General features: G+C 67.3%; 17 protein-coding genes. 3 read left to right on the top strand and 14 right to left on the bottom strand.

All coding sequences use genetic code 11. The features are described from left to right. Positions 1–6: 6 nt before the first annotated feature. Both QGN17_RS07395 and QGN17_RS07400 read right to left on the bottom strand, forming a co-directional pair. Positions 7–339 carry a hypothetical protein gene (locus tag QGN17_RS07395; protein WP_281043846.1) on the bottom strand — a complete coding sequence of 111 codons (333 nt, stop codon included), beginning with the start codon at positions 337–339 and terminating at the stop codon, positions 7–9. Positions 340–467: 128 nt separating this feature from the next. After that, positions 468–1,586: an NADH:flavin oxidoreductase gene (locus QGN17_RS07400; RefSeq protein ID WP_281043847.1), complete on the bottom strand. Its 1,119-nt coding sequence runs from the start codon at positions 1,584–1,586 to the stop codon at positions 468–470. A 100-nt stretch (positions 1,587–1,686) separates the two neighbouring features. On the opposite strand from QGN17_RS07400, the gene QGN17_RS07405 reads away from it, so the two are divergent. Beyond that, the gene (locus QGN17_RS07405) at positions 1,687–2,073 is read left to right on the top strand and encodes a winged helix-turn-helix transcriptional regulator (protein ID WP_281043848.1); all 387 of its coding nucleotides are present in this window, start codon (positions 1,687–1,689) and stop codon (positions 2,071–2,073) included. Positions 2,074–2,086: 13 nt separating this feature from the next. Here QGN17_RS07405 and QGN17_RS07410 read toward each other — a convergent pair whose 3' ends face one another. Beyond that, entirely contained in the window at positions 2,087–2,425 is a 339-nt protein-coding gene (locus QGN17_RS07410) for a VOC family protein (protein ID WP_281043849.1), read from the bottom strand. A 55-nt stretch (positions 2,426–2,480) separates the two neighbouring features. Between QGN17_RS07410 and QGN17_RS07415 the strand changes: the two genes are divergently transcribed. After that, on the top strand, positions 2,481–3,569 hold the full coding sequence (locus tag QGN17_RS07415; protein ID WP_281043850.1) for a PA0069 family radical SAM protein: 1,089 nt from the start codon (positions 2,481–2,483) through the stop codon (positions 3,567–3,569). Between the two features lie 95 nt (positions 3,570–3,664). Next, entirely contained in the window at positions 3,665–3,853 is a 189-nt protein-coding gene (locus QGN17_RS07420; RefSeq protein ID WP_281043851.1) for a hypothetical protein, read from the top strand. On the opposite strand, the gene QGN17_RS07425 is transcribed toward QGN17_RS07420, so the two are convergent. From QGN17_RS07425 to QGN17_RS07475, 11 genes are all read right to left on the bottom strand, one after another. Then, a complete protein-coding gene (locus QGN17_RS07425) occupies positions 3,848–4,261 on the bottom strand; it encodes a hypothetical protein (protein WP_281043852.1) in 414 nt (137 codons plus the stop codon). The genes QGN17_RS07420 and QGN17_RS07425 overlap by 6 nt on opposite strands. Before the next feature lies 1 nt (position 4,262). Continuing rightward, entirely contained in the window at positions 4,263–4,601 is a 339-nt protein-coding gene (locus tag QGN17_RS07430; protein WP_281043853.1) for a DUF962 domain-containing protein, read from the bottom strand. 3 nt (positions 4,602–4,604) lie between these two features. After that, complete coding sequence (dnaE, locus tag QGN17_RS07435) at positions 4,605–8,153, bottom strand: DNA polymerase III subunit alpha (RefSeq protein WP_281043854.1); 3,549 nt, start codon at positions 8,151–8,153, stop codon at positions 4,605–4,607. 58 nt (positions 8,154–8,211) lie between these two features. After that, on the bottom strand, positions 8,212–9,618 hold the full coding sequence (locus QGN17_RS07440) for an APC family permease (protein ID WP_281043855.1): 1,407 nt from the start codon (positions 9,616–9,618) through the stop codon (positions 8,212–8,214). Positions 9,619–9,689: 71 nt separating this feature from the next. Next, complete coding sequence (phhA, locus tag QGN17_RS07445) at positions 9,690–10,559, bottom strand: phenylalanine 4-monooxygenase (RefSeq protein ID WP_281043856.1); 870 nt, start codon at positions 10,557–10,559, stop codon at positions 9,690–9,692. A 42-nt stretch (positions 10,560–10,601) separates the two neighbouring features. After that, complete coding sequence (gene ligA, locus QGN17_RS07450) at positions 10,602–12,698, bottom strand: NAD-dependent DNA ligase LigA (protein WP_281043857.1); 2,097 nt, start codon at positions 12,696–12,698, stop codon at positions 10,602–10,604. 71 nt (positions 12,699–12,769) lie between these two features. Beyond that, the gene (queA, locus tag QGN17_RS07455; RefSeq protein WP_281043858.1) at positions 12,770–13,798 is read right to left on the bottom strand and encodes a tRNA preQ1(34) S-adenosylmethionine ribosyltransferase-isomerase QueA; all 1,029 of its coding nucleotides are present in this window, start codon (positions 13,796–13,798) and stop codon (positions 12,770–12,772) included. 148 nt (positions 13,799–13,946) lie between these two features. After that, entirely contained in the window at positions 13,947–14,717 is a 771-nt protein-coding gene (locus tag QGN17_RS07460) for a peptidylprolyl isomerase (RefSeq protein ID WP_390902639.1), read from the bottom strand. Between the two features lie 48 nt (positions 14,718–14,765). Next, entirely contained in the window at positions 14,766–15,296 is a 531-nt protein-coding gene (gene coaD / locus QGN17_RS07465) for a pantetheine-phosphate adenylyltransferase (RefSeq protein WP_281043859.1), read from the bottom strand. 18 nt (positions 15,297–15,314) lie between these two features. Then, positions 15,315–16,238, bottom strand: a complete 924-nt coding sequence (locus QGN17_RS07470; RefSeq protein WP_281043860.1) for a polyprenyl synthetase family protein — start codon at positions 16,236–16,238, stop codon at positions 15,315–15,317. Continuing rightward, positions 16,235–16,477, bottom strand: a complete 243-nt coding sequence (locus QGN17_RS07475) for an exodeoxyribonuclease VII small subunit (RefSeq protein ID WP_022688535.1) — start codon at positions 16,475–16,477, stop codon at positions 16,235–16,237. Before QGN17_RS07475 ends, QGN17_RS07470 begins: the two co-directional genes overlap by 4 nt. Positions 16,478–16,597: the final 120 nt, after the last annotated feature.

Below are 16,597 nucleotides of genomic sequence, written 5' to 3' on the forward strand. Positions count from 1 at the left end.
TCGCCGTCAGCGATGCCGGCCGCCGCCATGCCCGCCCATCGGCGGTGTGAAATTGCCGTGCATCGGGTGGAAGGCATGGCCACCTCCGACCGGCTGACCCATGTCGTGCCGGAAATGGCCGCCAGTGTCGTGCCGCCAATGACCATGCTCGCTGGTACGGTAGTAGAAGGCGCCGCCGTCGCCCCAATAGCCGTCGTAAATCGGGCCGTAATAATCGTCGTAGAAGCCGTCATAGGCGATCGGCCCCGGCCCGGCCGGCCCGCCATAATAACCATCGCTCACGCAGCCGGCGAGCGGCACGGCCATCACGACGCCGGCAAGGGCGATCAGCTTCTTCACGGTCTTTCTCCTCATTGTCCCGCAGGAGAGGAAACCGGCCGCGAAACGGAATGTTGCCTTACAAATCGGACAGGTTGAGCGCTCCCGAAGCGAACGGCGCGCGGCACGGAGCCGCGCGCCCCACAAGCTCAGACCAGCTCGGCCAAGGCCGCCGCCTGGAAGCCCTTCAGCCCCTGCGCCTCGTTGACGCGGACCTTGGCCGCCCAGTCGGCATCGCTGATCAGCGCGCGGCCGACCGCGATCAGATCGAACTCGTCGCGCTCCATCCGCTCGACCAGCCGCTCCACCCCGACACTGGTCGAGGCCTCGCCACCGAATGCCGCCATGAAGTCGCCCGAAAGGCCGACCGAGCCGACGCTGATCGTCGCAGCACCCGTCAGCTTCTTCGCCCAGCCGGCGAAGTTCAGGCCGTTCTCGCCGTCGATCTCGGGGAATTCCGGCTCCCAGAAACGGCGCTGCGAACAGTGCAGCACGTCCACCCCGGCATCGACCAAGGGCTGCAGCCAGTCGGTCATCAGTTCCGGCGTCTCGGCGAGGCGCGCGGCATATTCCTGCTGCTTCCACTGGCTGACCCGCAGGATGATCGGGTAATCGGGGCCGACCGCCGCGCGGATCGCCGCGATCACCTCGCCCGCGAAGCGCGAGCGCTCGCGGATCGTGGCACCGCCATAGCGATCGGTCCGCTCGTTGGTGCCCGACCAGAAGAACTGGTCGATCAGATAGCCATGCGCGCCATGCACCTCGATCGTATCGAAGCCGAGCGCCTTGGCCTCGGCGGCGGCGCGGGCGAAGGCGGCGATCGTGTCAGCGATATCCTCCTCGCTCATCGCCTGCCCGCGCGGGGTGGCGGGCGCGACGAGACCGGACGGGCTCTCGATCCCGGTTTCCGGCTCCCACTCGGTCTGGAAGCTCTTGACCGCCCCGGTGTGCCAGAGCTGCGGCCCCATCTTGCCGCCGGCGCCGTGCACCGCGTCGATCACGCCTTTCCAGCCGGTCAGCGCCGCATCGCCATGGAAGAAGGGAATACCCCGATCGTTGCGCGACGCGGGGCGATCGACCACCGTGCCTTCGGAAAGGATCAGACCGACGCCACCCTCGGCACGGCGCCGGTAATAGGCCGCATTGTTTTCACCGGGCACGCCATCCGGCGCGAAGGATCGGGTCATCGGCGCCATCACGATCCGGTTGGCAAGCTCCAGCGAGCGCACGCGAAACGGACGGAACAGGACGTCGGCGGAAGCAGTCATCAGTCAGGCTCCATTGCTGGGAACAGATGATAGGTATATCTTGGATACCTGCCGTCAATCACGCACCTGAAGTCGACCAGGTATATCCGAGGAAACCTCCATGTCCGCCTCCCCCGCCATGTCCTGCGCGATGAAGCATTTCTCGGCCGAATGTCCGAGCCGCGTGCTGTTCGACCAGATCGCCGACAAATGGTCGATCCTGGTGCTCGCTGTGCTCGATGGCGGTCCGCTCCGCTTCAACGCGATCAAGCGCCAGATCGAGGGAGTGACGCAGAAGGCGCTGACACAATGCCTGCGCCGACTGGAACGCAACGGCATCATCGAACGCCGCGTGTTGCCGCTGTCACCGGTCGCAGTGGAGTATGAGATCACCCCGCTGGGCCGCACCCTGCAACCGCCGTTCAAGGCGCTCTATGCCTGGACGATGTCCAATCTCGGCGAGGTGGAAGAAGCCCGCCAGCGCTTCGATGGGCGCCTCGCCGCCTGATCCCGTCCGGGCCTCAATGGCTCGCCTCGACCACCGCCAGCTCGTTCCCCGACGGATCGCGAAAGTGGAAGCGCCGGCCGCCCGGAAAGGCGAAGATCGGCCGCACCACCGTGCCACCCGCCGCCTCGACCTTGGCGGGCCACGCGTCCAGCCCCTCGACATCGATCACCGGCAGCGGCGCCTGCGTCGCCTCGGCCGCATCGCCCTGCAGGCCGAGATCGACGTCACCGGTCGTGGTGGCGGCATAGGTCGGCCCGAACTCGCTCATCAGCCAGCCGAACGCCACTTCGTAGAAGCTCTTCGCGATCGCCGTATCCGCCACCGGCAGCTCGACATAATTGATCCGTGCCATCCGCGCCTCCATTCATGTTCTTTCTTTGTTCTATTCGATCCGCTACACTTCGTCAATGCCGAGTCGGTCTTCAGAACAGCGCGCCGGGCGCGGCGCCACGGTCAACGAGGTGCCGCAGCGCTTCGGCCTGGCGGCGCGCGAGGTGGACGGCGACTGGCTCGATACCCGCACCGCCATCGACGGTGAGCCGCCGCCGCTACGCACCACCGTCACCATCGAACAACCGCGCACGATCATCACGAAGAACGCCTCGCCGGACGTCGGGTTCGATCGCTCGATCAATCCCTATCGCGGTTGCGAGCACGGCTGCATCTATTGCTTCGCGCGGCCGACCCATGCTTTCCACGATCTTTCGCCCGGCCTCGATTTCGAGACGAAGCTGTTCGCCAAGCCCAATGCGGCGGAGCTGCTGGCGAAGGAACTGGCCGCCCCCCATTACCAGTGCCGCCCGATCGCTTTCGGCACCAACACCGATCCCTACCAGCCGATCGAAGGCCGTTACCGCATCACGCGCGCCTGCATCGAACTGCTGGCCGGGTGCCGGCATCCGATCACGATCACCACCAAATCCGACCGCGTCGTCTCCGACATCGAACTGCTGCGCGACATGGCGCGCGACGATCTGGCGGCGGTGGCGATCTCGGTCACCTCGCTCGATCCCAGGATCGCGCGCACGCTGGAGCCGCGCGCACCGCATCCCGAGCGGCGGCTGACCGCCGTGCGCCGGCTGGCCGATGCGGGCATACCGGTCCACGTCTCGATCGCGCCGATCGTGCCGCAGATCACCGATCACGAGATCGAGCATCTGGTCGAGCGCGCGGCAGAGGCCGGGGCGCGGGGCGTCTCCTTCATCCCCGTCCGCCTGCCGCACGAGGTCGCGCCGCTGTTCCGCGCCTGGCTGGAGGCGCATCATCCGGATCGTGCCGCGAAGGTGATGGCTACGATCCACTCGATCCGTGGCGGGAGGGACAATGATCCCGATTTCTTCACGCGGATGAAGGGACAGGGGCCGTGGGCAGAACTGATCCGCAACCGCGTCCAGATCGCCAGCCGCAAGCACGGGCTTGGCCGCCAGCGCTTCCAGCTGCGCACCGATCTGTTCACGCCCCCGGTGCTGCCGGGTACGCAGATGTCGCTCTTCTGACGTGCGAGCGTCATCCCCAAGCGCGGCTCGCGGAAATTGGCCGGTCGTGATAGATCAATACGGCAACGGAGAGAGATCAGCCCGGAGCATCTGCCATGCCGTTCGACCCGATCGACTACCGACCGGAAGATCCCGCGCCGCCCGGCCCGCTGGCGCCGACCGATCGTCACGGCGCCATGGTGCTGATCCTGCTGGCGCTGCTCGCCGTCCTGCTGACCGGGCTGATCGAGTTCCCCTATACGCTGGACGGGCTTGGCCGCCTGGGAGATGCGGTGGGTCTATAGGAAAAAGCTGTCGAGGAACGCGGCCGCGCCGTTCGTAACGCCAACGATCTTGTCGGTAGCCTGGCGGTAGAATTTGAAGTTGAGTTCGGTTTCCGGCCGGCCGTCATCCCAGCGGTCGAAGGATTTCAGCTCGCGCCGCCCGAGCGATCGGAGCACCGGCGCGATCACCTCGATCGTCACATCCACGCGCGGCGTCTGGCGTTCGACGCCGGGCTTTCGCGGGAGGGCAGCGGCGGCGGCCACAACGCCCTTCGCGATCAGGCCGTGCCCGCCGCTATTCTCGCTGGCGAAGAGGAATATCGCGTCGCCCTCGGCGATACGTTTGCCGCCGTACATCGTCTTCTGCGCGGGGAAGACCAGCACTCCGGCGGGTGTTTCCTTGATGGCCGCCTTGATCGCGAACGCCATCTCAGCCCCGCGCGACGCCGGCACGTGCGAGTTCGCGGCCCAGCCGGCCGCTGATCCAGCAGCCATACATCACGAAATCGGCGACGAGACTCCACAGCGGATAGGTGAAGGTCGCCGGCCGGTTCCGCTCGATCGCGAAATGGGCGAGCCAGGCGAAGAAATAGCCCGCCACCGGCATCATCCAGAACAGCCAACGCCACCCTGACACGATCGCCGCCGCCAGACAGATCAGCACCAGGGTGGTCCCGATATAATGGAGCGCGCGCGTCGCCGGTTTGCTGTGCTCGCGCAGGTAGAAGGGCCAGAATTCGGCGAAGCTGGTGATGCGCTTCGCCGTCATGCCTCACCCCACCAGCGCGAGGCGCGGCGCCTCGATCGGGCCAAGGCGGGCGGAGCCGATGCCGGGCAGCTTCTCGATCCGAGCGACCAGCTCGGCGTCGAAATTGTAGTCGCGACCGGCGAGCAGGTGCGCGCGGCGGCCGTCAGGCAGCACGGCATAGAGATGCAACTCGCCCCGCCCACCGCGCTGGCTCGCCAGTAGCTCTGCCAACGCAACCACCGCCTCCGGCTGCTCGACCGCGACATCGAGCTTGAGCCGCGTCGCCATCGTCATGCCCTCGAACGGCCGGATGCCACGGATCGTGACGCGCGGCGTCTCGTCGGCGTCGCGCCGATCCAGCTCCACCGCGAGCAGACCGCAGCCGCCGGCCTTCGCGGTCTCCTCGATCTTGGCCGAGACGTCATCGTCGAAGCAGCTCGCCATGAACTGACCGGACGCGTCCGAGCAACTGGCGAACAGATAGCGCCGCCCGCTCTTCGCAGCAGTCCGCCAGCGCGCATCCTCGACCAGCACCGCCATCGAGACAGTGGGCGCCGGCTGGCGACGGCCGCGCTCGTCGGGCGGAGGCGCGGCGGGCGTCGGCAGCGCGCACCATTCAGCGAAACTGCGCGCGCCGTGCGCCTGCGCGAGATGGCGGTAACGGTCGGTCGGGTGCGAGGAGAAGTAGAAGCCGAACGCCTCCTTCTCCTGCGCCATGCTGTCGATCATCGACCAGTGGACGCCGGCCGGCAGGCGGATCGGCGGCACCTCGATATCGTCGCCGCCGAACAGGCCGCCCTGCCCGCTGGTCCGCCCCTCATGCGCGGCCTTGGCGTGGGCGAGGATGGTCTCGGCGCCGCCATGGACGGTCGCGCGTTCCAGCCCGAGGCATTCGAAGGCACCACCCGCCGCGAGACTTTCCAGCTGACGCTGGTTGAGCATGCGGGGGTCGATGCGATCGGCGAAATCCTCAATCGACTTGAAGAGCCCGCCGCGCACCCGCTCGGCGCACAATTCCTCCATCGCGCGCTCGCCGACCCCCTTGAGCGCGCCCAGCGCATAGCGGACGGAGAGGCCTTCCGGCGCCTCCTCGACGCTGAATTCTGCCTCGCTGTGGTTGATCGACGGCGGCAGGCCCGGCACGTCCATGCGCCGCATATCCTCGACGAAGATCGCGAGCTTGTCGGTCTGCGCCATGTCGAAACACATCGATGCGGCGAAGAATTCGGGCTTGTGGTGCGCCTTCATCCACGCCGTCTGATAGGCGACCAGCGCATAGGCGGCGGCGTGCGACTTGTTGAAGCCGTAGCCGGCGAACTTGTCGATCAAGTCGAACAGCTCGTTGGCCTTCTGAGCGGAAATCTGGTTGTGTTCGGCGCAGCCCTTCACGAAGATCTCGCGCTGGGTGTCCATCTCCGCCTTGATCTTCTTGCCCATCGCACGGCGCAGCAGGTCGGCGCCGCCGAGCGAATAGCCGGCGAGGATCTGCGCGGCCTGCATCACCTGTTCCTGATAGACGAAGATCCCGTAGGTCTCCTTCAGGATCGGCTCCAGCAGATCGTGCGGATACACCACCTCCTCGCGCCCGTTCTTGCGCGCACCGAACATCGGGATGTTGTCCATCGGGCCGGGCCGGTAGAGCGAAACGAGCGCGATGATGTCCTCGAAACAGGTCGGGCGGACGGCGGACAGCGTGCGCCGCATCCCCTCCGATTCCAGCTGGAACACGCCGACCGTATTACCGGACATCAGCAGCTCGAACACCGCCGGGTCGTCCCACGCCAGCTTGGCGAGGTCGACCTCGATGCCGCGCTTGGCGAGCATCTGAACGGCCTTCTGCAGCACAGAGAGCGTCTTGAGGCCGAGGAAGTCGAACTTCACCAGCCCGGCATCCTCGACATGTTTCATGTCGAACTGCGTGACCGGCATGTCCGATCGCGGATCGCGATAGAGCGGTACCAGCTGATCGAGCGGGCGATCGCCGATCACCACGCCCGCCGCGTGGGTGGACGAGTGGCGCGGGAAGCCCTCCAGCTGTTTCGCCAGATCGAGCAGCCGCTTCACCTCCGGCTCGCGCTCGTACTCGTTCACCAGCTCGGCGACGCCGTTGAGCGAGCGTTCCAGCGTCCACGGATCGGTCGGGTGGTTGGGGACCAGCTTGGCGAGGCGATCGACCTGGCCGTAGCTCATCTGAAGCACGCGGCCGGTGTCCTTGAGCACGGCGCGCGCCTTGAGCCGCCCGAAGGTGATGATCTGGGCGACGTGATCGCGGCCGTATTTCTCCTGCACGTAGCGGATCACCTCGCCACGCCGGGTTTCGCAAAAGTCGATGTCGAAGTCCGGCATCGAGACGCGCTCGGGGTTGAGGAAGCGCTCGAAGAGGAGACCGAGGCGCAGCGGATCGAGATCGGTGATGGTCAGCGCCCAGGCGACCACCGAGCCCGCGCCGGAGCCGCGGCCGGGGCCGACCGGGATGTCGTGATCCTTGGCCCACTTGATGAAGTCGGCGACGATTAGGAAGTAGCCGGGGAAGCCCATGCCGACGATGATGTCGGTCTCGAAGGCGAGACGTTCGAAATAGGTGGGGTATTTGGCCTCCACCTCTGCATCGGAGACGTTGGCCACCGCCTCGTCGGCGAAGCGCAGGCGGGCGAGCAGACCGTTATAGGCATCCTGCCGCAGCATCGTCGCCTCGCCCTCGCGGTCGCCGGCGAGGCTGGGGAGGATCGGCTTGCGCTTGGGCGCGGCGAAGGCGGTGCGCTGGGCGACGACGGCGGTGTTGAGCAGCGCTTCGGGCAGATCCTCGAACAAGGCCTCCATCGCGGAGGCCGGCTTGAGCCACGTGTCGGGCGAGGAGCGGCGGCGGTCGTCGCTATCCACATAGGCCGAGTCCGCGATGCAGAGCATGGCGTCATGCGCTTCGTGGAAGCTCGCCTCGGTGAAGCAGGTCGGGTTGGTGGCGACCAGCGGCAGATCGCGGGCGTAGGCGAGATCGATCAGCCCCGCCTCGGCCGCCTCCTCGATCGCTTCGCCGCGTCGGGCGAGTTCGATGTAGAGGCGGTCGCCGAACAGCGCCTCCAGCCGGCCGGCGTAGAGCGCGGCGTGCACCTCCTGCCCCTCCGCGAGCAAGCGGGCGAGCGCACCCTCTCCCGCGCCGGTCAGCGCGATCAGCCCGTCGGTGCGGCCATCCAGCGCGTCGAGGCGAACGTGCGCATCCTCCTCGATCGGGCGATCGAGGTGGGCGGCGGACACCAAAGCGCAGAGATTGTCGTAGCCCGTCGCATCCTGCGCATAGAGCGGCAGCCAGTCGATGACCGGTGGCTTGCCCGGCTCAGCGCCGCCGCACTCGGCGGGTCGCGCCACTGCCAGCAGCGTGCCGACGATCGGCTGTACGCCCTCTCCCTTCGCCGCGCCGCAGAAGGCCATGGCGGCGTAGAGGCCGTTGCGGTCGCAGATGGCGGCGGCGGGGAAACCGAGCTTCTTTGCCTGCTTGGCGAGCACCTTCGGATCGATCGCGCCTTCCAGCATGGTGAAGGCGGTGAAGACGCGCAGCGGGATAAAGGGGTTCGCCATTGCCGGACTATGGGCGCCGCTCCGAGTCGGTTCAACCGCACCGCCCGCTTATCCACAGCTATGCGCCGGAGAGTGCCGATCGCCGCATCGAATAGCCGAAATAGATCAGGCAGGCGGCGCCCAGCCAGATCGCGAAGAGCAGCCAGGTATCGGCCGGCAGCCCTGCGATCAGATAGAGGCAGAACAGCACGCTGGCGATCGGCAGAACCGGGAAGAGCGGCACCCGATAGCCTCGCGGCAATTCCGGCCTGGCGCGACGCAGCAGGATGACGCCGAGCGACACGGTGGCGAAGGCGATCAGCGTCCCCATGCTGGTGAGGTTGACCAGCACGTCGAGCGGCACCAACGCGGCCAGCAGCGCCACGCCGATCGCCACCACCCAGGTATTCTGGCGCGGCACCTGGCTGACCGGATCGACGCGGCTGAAGAAGGCCGGGAGCAGGCCATCGCGGCCCATCGCGTAGAGGATGCGGGTCTGGCCGTAGAGCACCACCAAAGTCACGCTGAAGATCGAGGCGATGGCGCCGAGCGACAGCAACACGGCGGGCCACGCCGCGCCGGTGAGATTATGCAGGATCACGGCAAGCCCCGCCTCCTGCCCGGCGAATGCGGTCCACGGCTGCGCGCCGACCGCCGCGATGGCGACGAGGATGTAGGCGGCCGTCACGATCAGCAACGACAGCACGATCGCCAGCGGCAGCGTGCGGCGCGGATCCTTCACCTCCTCGCCGGCGGTCGAGACGGCGTCGATGCCGATGTAGGAGAAGAAGATCGACGAGGCGGCCGATCCGATTCCGGCGATGCCTAGCGGTGCGAAGGGCTTGAAATTCCCCGCCTTCGCATGGGCCAGCGCGATCACCACGAACAGCGCCAGCACCGCCAGCTTGGCGACGACCAGCACGGCGTTGGCGGTGGTCGATTCCTTCGCGCCGCGCAGCAGCAGGATCAGACAAAGCGCGACCAGCAATACGGCGGGCAGGTTGACGATGCCGCCATGGCCCGGCGGATTGGCGATGGCGTCGGGGATATGCCAGCCCATCGTCACCGCGAACAGCTCGTTCAGATACTGCCCCCACCCGACCGCGATGGCCGAGGCCGACACGCCATATTCGAGCAGCAGGCAGGCGCCGATCAGGAAGGCGGCCAATTCGCCCAGCGTCGCATAGGCGTAGGAATAGGACGAGCCCGCCGCCGGCACGCACGACGCCAGCTCCGCATAACAAAGCGCGGTCAGCGCGGCGGTAATCCCAGCGATCACGAAGGAGACGATCACCGCCGGCCCCGCCTCGGGCACCGCCGTCGTCAGCGCCACGAAGATGCCGGTGCCGATCGTCGCGCCGACGCCCAGCATGGTGAGCTGGAACAGCCCGATATTGCGCGCGAGATGGCCGTGGCCGTCGTCCGCCACGGCATCGACGATCGGCTTGCAGCGCAGGATCGTGGCCAGCGCGCTCCGTCCGGTCATTCTCGCAATCTCCGTGGCAGGGTCGCGGCGACTGTTAGGCGAGTTGGCGTGGGCTGGCCACTGTCGCCGGCTCAGGCCGCCCCGGCACGCTCCGTCGCATAGGCCTGCGTACCCCGCGTCAGCAGATCGTCGCCGGGCGCGAGATCGGCCGGGCCGAGATCAGGCAGGTCGGCCAGCTTCTCGTAGAGCGGCGCGAAATCGGTCTCGATCGTCTGGCGCAGCAGATCCTCGAAGCTGTCGATGACGAAATAGACCTGCTGATAGTCGTCGATCCGGTAGCGTGTGCGCATCACGCGCTCGAGATCGAAGCGGATGCGATTGGGGCTGGGATCGTCGAGCGCGAACAGGCTCTCGCCGTGGCTGGAGACGATGCCCGATCCGAACAGCTTGATGCCGTCCCCCTCACGCACCAGCCCGAACTCCACCGTGTACCAGTAGAGCCGTGCCAGCTTGTCGAGCGATCCGAAGCCGAGCGAGCGCAGCCCGCCCTGCCCATAGGCCTGCATGTAGTCGCCGAACACCGGGTCAGCGAGCATCGGGACATGGCCGAACACGTCGTGGAAGACGTCCGGCTCCTGCAGGTAATCGAGCTGGTCCCGCCTGCGGATGAAGTTGCCGGCCACGAAGCGACGGTTGGCGAGGTGATCGAAGAACACATCGTCCGGCACCAGCCCCGGCACCGCCACCACCTGCCATCCCGTCGCCCGCATCAGGCGCTCGTTGAGCTCGTCATAGTTCGGGATGCCGGGCTTGGAGAGGCGCAGCACATCCAGCCCGCGCAGGAACGCCTCGGCCGCGCGGCCGGGGAGCTGCTTCGACTGGCGGGCGAAGAGGATGTCCCAGGTTTCGTGATCCTCGGCCGTATAGGCGGCCCAATCCTGCGGGATCGTCCAGTCAGCCGCCGCGCCTTCCGGCGGGGATTCGAGAACATGCTCTGCCATGGGAAGAAGGTAACATATGAAACGGGTTTGGCTAGGGGCGGTTCACCCCGCCGCCGCGACGATCGCAGCCCATTCCTCCTCGGTGGCGACGCGGACGCCGAGTTCCTGCGCTTTCTTGAGCTTGGAGCCGGCATCGGCGCCGACCACCACCAGATCGGTCGCCTTGGAGACGCTGCCCGCCGCCTTGGCACCCAGCCGCTCGGCCTGCGCCTTGGCCTCGTCGCGCGACATGGTGAGGAGTTTGCCGGTGAACACCACCGTCTTGCCCGAGACCTCCGAGGCGATCGTATCGACCACGAAATCCGGCGGCGTCACCTCGGCGAGCAGATCGTCCCACGCCGCGACATTGTGCGGCTCGTGGAAGAAATCGGCGAGCGCGTGGCCGACCGCCGAGCCGACATTCTCGACGCCGATCTTTTCCGCGATCGCCTTGTCGAGACGGTTGCGGAACTTGCCGTCCTCCTCGCCGAGCGCGGGGATGGTTGCGTCACGCAGGTCGATCAGATCCTCGGCGAGCGCGCGGATGTCCGGCAGCGTCCGGTAGCGCTTGAGCAGATCGCGCGCGGTAACGATGCCGACGTGGCGGATGCCCAGGCCGAACAGCAGCCGCGCCGCATCGGGCGCGCGCTTGGCCTCGATCGCGGCGAGCAGCTTGTCGACCGAGACCTCCTTCCATCCGTCACGCCCGATCAGTTCCTCGCGATGCGCGGCGAGACGGAAGATGTCGGCCGGCTCCTTGATCCAGCCCAGTTCGAGGAATTCGTCGATACTTTTCTCGCCCAGTCCCTCGATGTCGAGCGCGCCGCGGCTGACGAAGTGGCGCAACCGCTCGAAGCGCTGGACGGCGCAGATCAGGCCGCCGGTGCAGCGGATATCGACCTCGCCTTCCTCGCGCACCGCCTCCGATCCGCAGACCGGGCAGTGGGTGGGATAGACGAAGGCGGGGCGCTCTTCGTCGCGGGTCAGCACCTCGACGATCTGCGGGATGACGTCGCCGGCGCGCTGGACGACGACGCGGTCGCCGGGCCGCGCGCCGAGCCGCTCGATCTCGTCGGCATTGTGGAGCGTGGCGTTCGAGACGACGACGCCGCCGACCGTCACCGGCTCCAGTCGCGCGACCGGGGTGAGCTTGCCGGTACGGCCGACCTGGATGTCGATCGCGCGCAGCAGGGTCTGCGCCTGCTCGGCGGGGAATTTGTGCGCGATCGCCCAGCGCGGCGCGCGCGCCACCTGACCCAGCCGCTGCTGCCAGTCGAGCCGATCGACCTTGTAGACCACGCCGTCGATGTCGAACGGCAGATCGGCGCGGCCCGCCTCGATGGCGCGATAATGCCGGAGCGCCGCCTCGGTGGACGTCACGCGAACGAAGGCATCGGCGACCGGCAGGCCGAAGCACCCGATCGCTCTCATGACATCGGTCTGCGTTTCGCCCGGCACCTCGGACACCTCGCCCCAGCCGTGGGCGAGGAAGCGCAGCGCGCGCTCGGCAGTGACCTTGGCATCCTTCTGCCGCAACGATCCGGCGGCAGCGTTGCGCGGGTTGGCGAAGACGCGCTCCCCCGCCAGCTTCTCGTTGAGCGCGGCGAAATCGGCCTTGGACATATAGACCTCGCCGCGCACCTCGAAGACATCAGGCGCGGCACCGTGCAGCGTCTCGGGAATGTCGGCGATGGTGCGGACGTTGGCGGTGACGTCCTCGCCGATCGCCCCGTCGCCGCGCGTTGCGGCCTGCACCAGTTGCCCCTTCTCGTAACGCAGCGAGCAGGAGAGACCGTCGATCTTCGGCTCGGCCGTGAGCGCGACCTCGACATCCTCGGGCAGCGCCAGGAAGCGGCGGACGCGCGCGACGAACTCTGCGACATCCTCGTCGGCGAAGGCGTTGTCGAGGCTCAGCATCGGCTTGGCGTGCTGCACCTTGGCGAGATGGCCGGACGGCGCCGCGCCGACCAGCTTCGATGGCGAATCGGCACGGATCAGTGCGGGAAACCGCTCCTCCAGCGCCTTGTTCTCGCGCATCAGCGCGTCGTAGTCGGCGTCGGAAATCTCGGGTGCATCTTGATCGTGGTAGAGCCGGTTATGCCGCGCAATCTCGGCGGCGAGATGGGCCAGGCGGTCGGCGGCTTCGGACTCGGTCGTCATGGCCAAATCCCTATCCGCCCTCGCTCGTCATTGCGAGCGTGGCGAAGCAATCCATGACGATGGCGTGTGGATCAGGCGGGAAGCAGCAGGCTTCCATCCCCATAACTGTAGAAGCGATACCCATGCGCAATCGCGTGGGCATAGGCCGCCTGCATCGTCTCCAGACCCATCAGCGCGGAGACCAGCATGAAGAGCGTGGACTTGGGCAGGTGGAAGTTGGTCACCAGCCCGCCGATCGCCCGGAAGCGGTAGCCCGGCGTGATGAAGATCGCGGTGTCCCCCTCGAACGGGGCGACGGTGCCGTCCTCCCGCGCGGCGCTTTCGAGCAGGCGCAGGCTGGTGGTGCCCGCCGCGATCAGGCGACCGCCGCGCGCCTTCACCGCGTTGAGGCGATCGGCGGTGGCGGCGTCGATGCGGCCCCATTCGGCGTGCATCCGGTGATCGTCGGTGTCGTCGACCTTCATCGGCAGGAAGGTGCCGGCGCCGACGTGGAGGGTCAGCGTCTCGTGGCCGATGCCTGCCGCCGCCAGCCGCTCCATCAGGCGCGGCGTGAAGTGCAGCGAAGCCGTCGGCGCCGCCACCGCGCCCGCTTCCCGCGCGAACATCGTCTGGTAGTCCTCGGCGTCGCGCGCGTCGGTATCGCGCTTGCCGGCGATGTAGGGCGGCAGCGGCATCCGCCCCGCCCGTTCCAGCAGCAGTTCGACCGGCTCGTCCCCGACAAAGCGCAGCAGCCAGCTGCCATCCTCGCCGCGATCCGAGGCGATGGCGGAGACATCCGCGCCGAAATCGATCACATCGCCGTCGCGCAGCCGCTTGGCGTTGCGGATGAAGGCGCGCCAGTCGCGCGGCCCTTCGCGCTTGTGGAGCGTCGCGCCGATTCTCGCGTTTCCGCGCTGGCCCTCGAGTTGCGCCGGAATGACCCGCGTATCGTTGAACACCAGGCAATCGCCCGGCCGCAACGCATCGGCGAGATCGAGCATCGTGCGATCGGCCAGCCCGTCCGGCCGTACGAGCAGCATCCGCGCGGAATCGCGCGGGGAAGCAGGGCGGAGCGCGATGCGATCCGCCGGAAGATCGAAGTCGAAGAGATCGACGCGCATGATCGGTATTCCTCCCTGCGCGTAGCGTGGGGAGGGGACCGCCACAGGCGGTGGAGGGGCCGCCGGCGAAGACGGCGGTTGTACCGCCGCCCCTCCACCATGCTTCGCATGGTCCCCCTCCCCATCCGTGATGGGGAGGATTATGTGTTTACTGCGGCGTGCCCGAAGTCGGCAGCGGTGCCGATTGGTCCATCGCACCCGAAGGCAAGGTGGCCGGCGCCTGCACGGCCGGCGCCGCGACCGGAAGCGCGGGCGGCGGCGTGTTCACGTTGGGATCGTTGCCCATGATCGCGCGCACGATCCGCGTAGGGTTGGCCGGGGGCTCGCCCTTCTGGATCGCATCGACATATTGCATGCCGGACACGACACGGCCGAACACCGTATAGTGCATGTCCAGCTTCATGTTCGGCATGAACATGATGTAGAACTGGCTGTTGGCGCTGTTCGGATCGTTGGCGCGCGCCGCCGCGACCGCGCCGCGCACGTGCGGCAGATCGTTGAACTCGGCCGGCACGTCCGGCAGCGTCGATCCGCCCTCGCCCGTGCCCTTGGGGTCGCCGCCCTGCGCCATGAAGCCGGAAATCACGCGGTGGAAGTCGAGGCCGTTGTAGAAACCCTGCTGGGTCAGCGTCTTGATCCGCTCGACCATCTTGGGTGCCTTGTCCGGGCGCAGCTGGATCACCACGCGACCGCCATCCGAGAGATCGAGATCCCAGGTGTTGTCAGGTGTGAGCGGCGGCGGCAGGAAGGCGGTCAGGTTCGTCGCGGCGACCTGATCCGCCGCCTTGATCCGCACCTTCTTGGCGTTGTTGCGCTTCGCATCGGCCGGGCCACCGAGCACCAGCGCGGTCGTGAGAATGAGGGCAGCGGCAAGTTTCATGGGGTGGCCGGGCTCCGGAATACGGCGAACGAGGATCATGACAGATGCACTAGCTGAAGCGGCGGCGCTTTCCTATCGCTGAACATGCTATCTCTGCACGCGCAGCGCGGGATCGCCCTTGATGCCCAGGCGATGGACGCGCTCGGCCACCTCGATGGCGACGGCATCGGGCACGAAGTTGCCGATCTCGCCGCCATACATGGCGATTTCCTTGACCAGCCGCGAGGCGATCGGCTGCAGCGCGACGTCCGCCATCAGGAACACCGTCTCGATCTTGCGATCGAGCTGCTGGTTCATGCCGGCCATCTGATATTCGTATTCGAAATCGGCGACGGCGCGCAGGCCTCGCACGATCACCGAGGCGCCGCGCGATCGGGCGAAGTGGATCAGCAGGCTGTCGAAGGCGACCACCTCGATCTCGGCCTTGCCCAGCCCTTCCGTCTCGCGGCGGACCATCGCCAGCCGCTCGTCGAGCGTGAACATCGGCGACTTGGACGGGTTGGTGGTGACACCGATCACCAGCCGGTCCACCAGCGCGGTGGCGCGGCGGATGATGTCCATGTGCCCCAGCGTCACCGGGTCGAAGGTGCCGGGATAGATACCGATGCGCTCGCCCATGATCCTCTCCCTTATCCTCTAGTGATCGCGTTCGACCACGTAGCGGGCGATCGCACGCAGCAGGTCGGCCTCGGTGCCGAAGGCCGAGAGATGGCCGATCGCCTGATCGACCAGCATCTTCGCCTGGGTCCGCGCGCGATCGACGCCGAGCAGCGACACGAAGGTCGCCTTGCCGGCATCGGCATCCTTGCCGGTCGCCTTGCCGACCACCGCGACGTCACCCTCGACATCGAGCAGGTCGTCGGCGATCTGGAAAGCGAGGCCGATGTCGCGGGCATAGGCGCGCAGGCCGCGGCGCCCTTCCGGCGGCACCCGGCCCAGGATCGCGCCCGCTTCCAGGCAGAAACCGATCAGCGCGCCGGTCTTGAGCTGCTGGAGGCGCGTCGTGGTCGGCAGGTCGAAGGTGGTTTCCTCGGCGACGAGGTCCATCATCTGCCCGCCCGCCATGCCCGACGGGCCGCTCGCCCTGGCCAGCTCCAGCGCCAGTTCCGCGCGGACGAAGGGATCGGCATGGGTTTCCGGATCGGCGACGATCTCGAAGGCAAGCGCGTGCAGCGCATCGCCCGCCAGCACCGCGATCGCCTCGTCCCACTGCTTGTGGACGGTGGGCTTGCCGCGCCTGAGATCGTCGTCGTCCATGCAGGGCATGTCGTCGTGGACGAGGCTGTAGACGTGCAGCGCCTCGATCGCGAGGCCGGTGCGCAGCGCGCTCGACCGGCTGACGTTGAAGAGATTGGCGGATGCGAACACCAGCAGCGGCCGCAGCCGCTTGCCGCCGCCGATCGCGGCATGGCGCATCGCTTCGTAGAGCACGGCGCGCGGATCTTCCGGCACCGTCAGGAGGTGATCGAACAGCTCGTCGATCTCGGCAGCGACAGACTGCATGGCTTCGGCCAGCGAAAGGGACACGGGATTCACCTTGCGATCATTCGGCGGGATCATTCGGCATCGAAGGGCCTGAGGCCGGCAGGCGTGCCGTCGCCGCCGAGCTGGATCTGGTCGATCTTCGCCTGCGCGCTTTTGAGGCGGGCCTCGCACTGCGAACGCAGGCGATCGCCCTCCTGGTAGAGCTGAATCGAATTTTCGAGCGATTCCTCGCCGCTTTCCAACCGGCGGACGATCTCCTCCAGCCGCTTCAGCGCGTCCTCGAAGCTCAACTCGGCGATTGCATCGTCTGCCATGGGGCGCTTGTGGTCCGGAGGGGATGAAGGGTCAAGGGATCGCTCGCCATCTCGTCATTGCGAGCGAAGCGAAGCAACCCAGAGCCGCCATCGCTGTGCCCATGGATTGCTTCGCCGCTA

It is taken from the genome of Sphingomonas oryzagri (genome assembly GCF_029906645.1).
In the GTDB taxonomy this organism is placed as follows: Bacteria; Pseudomonadota; Alphaproteobacteria; order Sphingomonadales; family Sphingomonadaceae; genus Solisphingomonas; species Solisphingomonas oryzagri.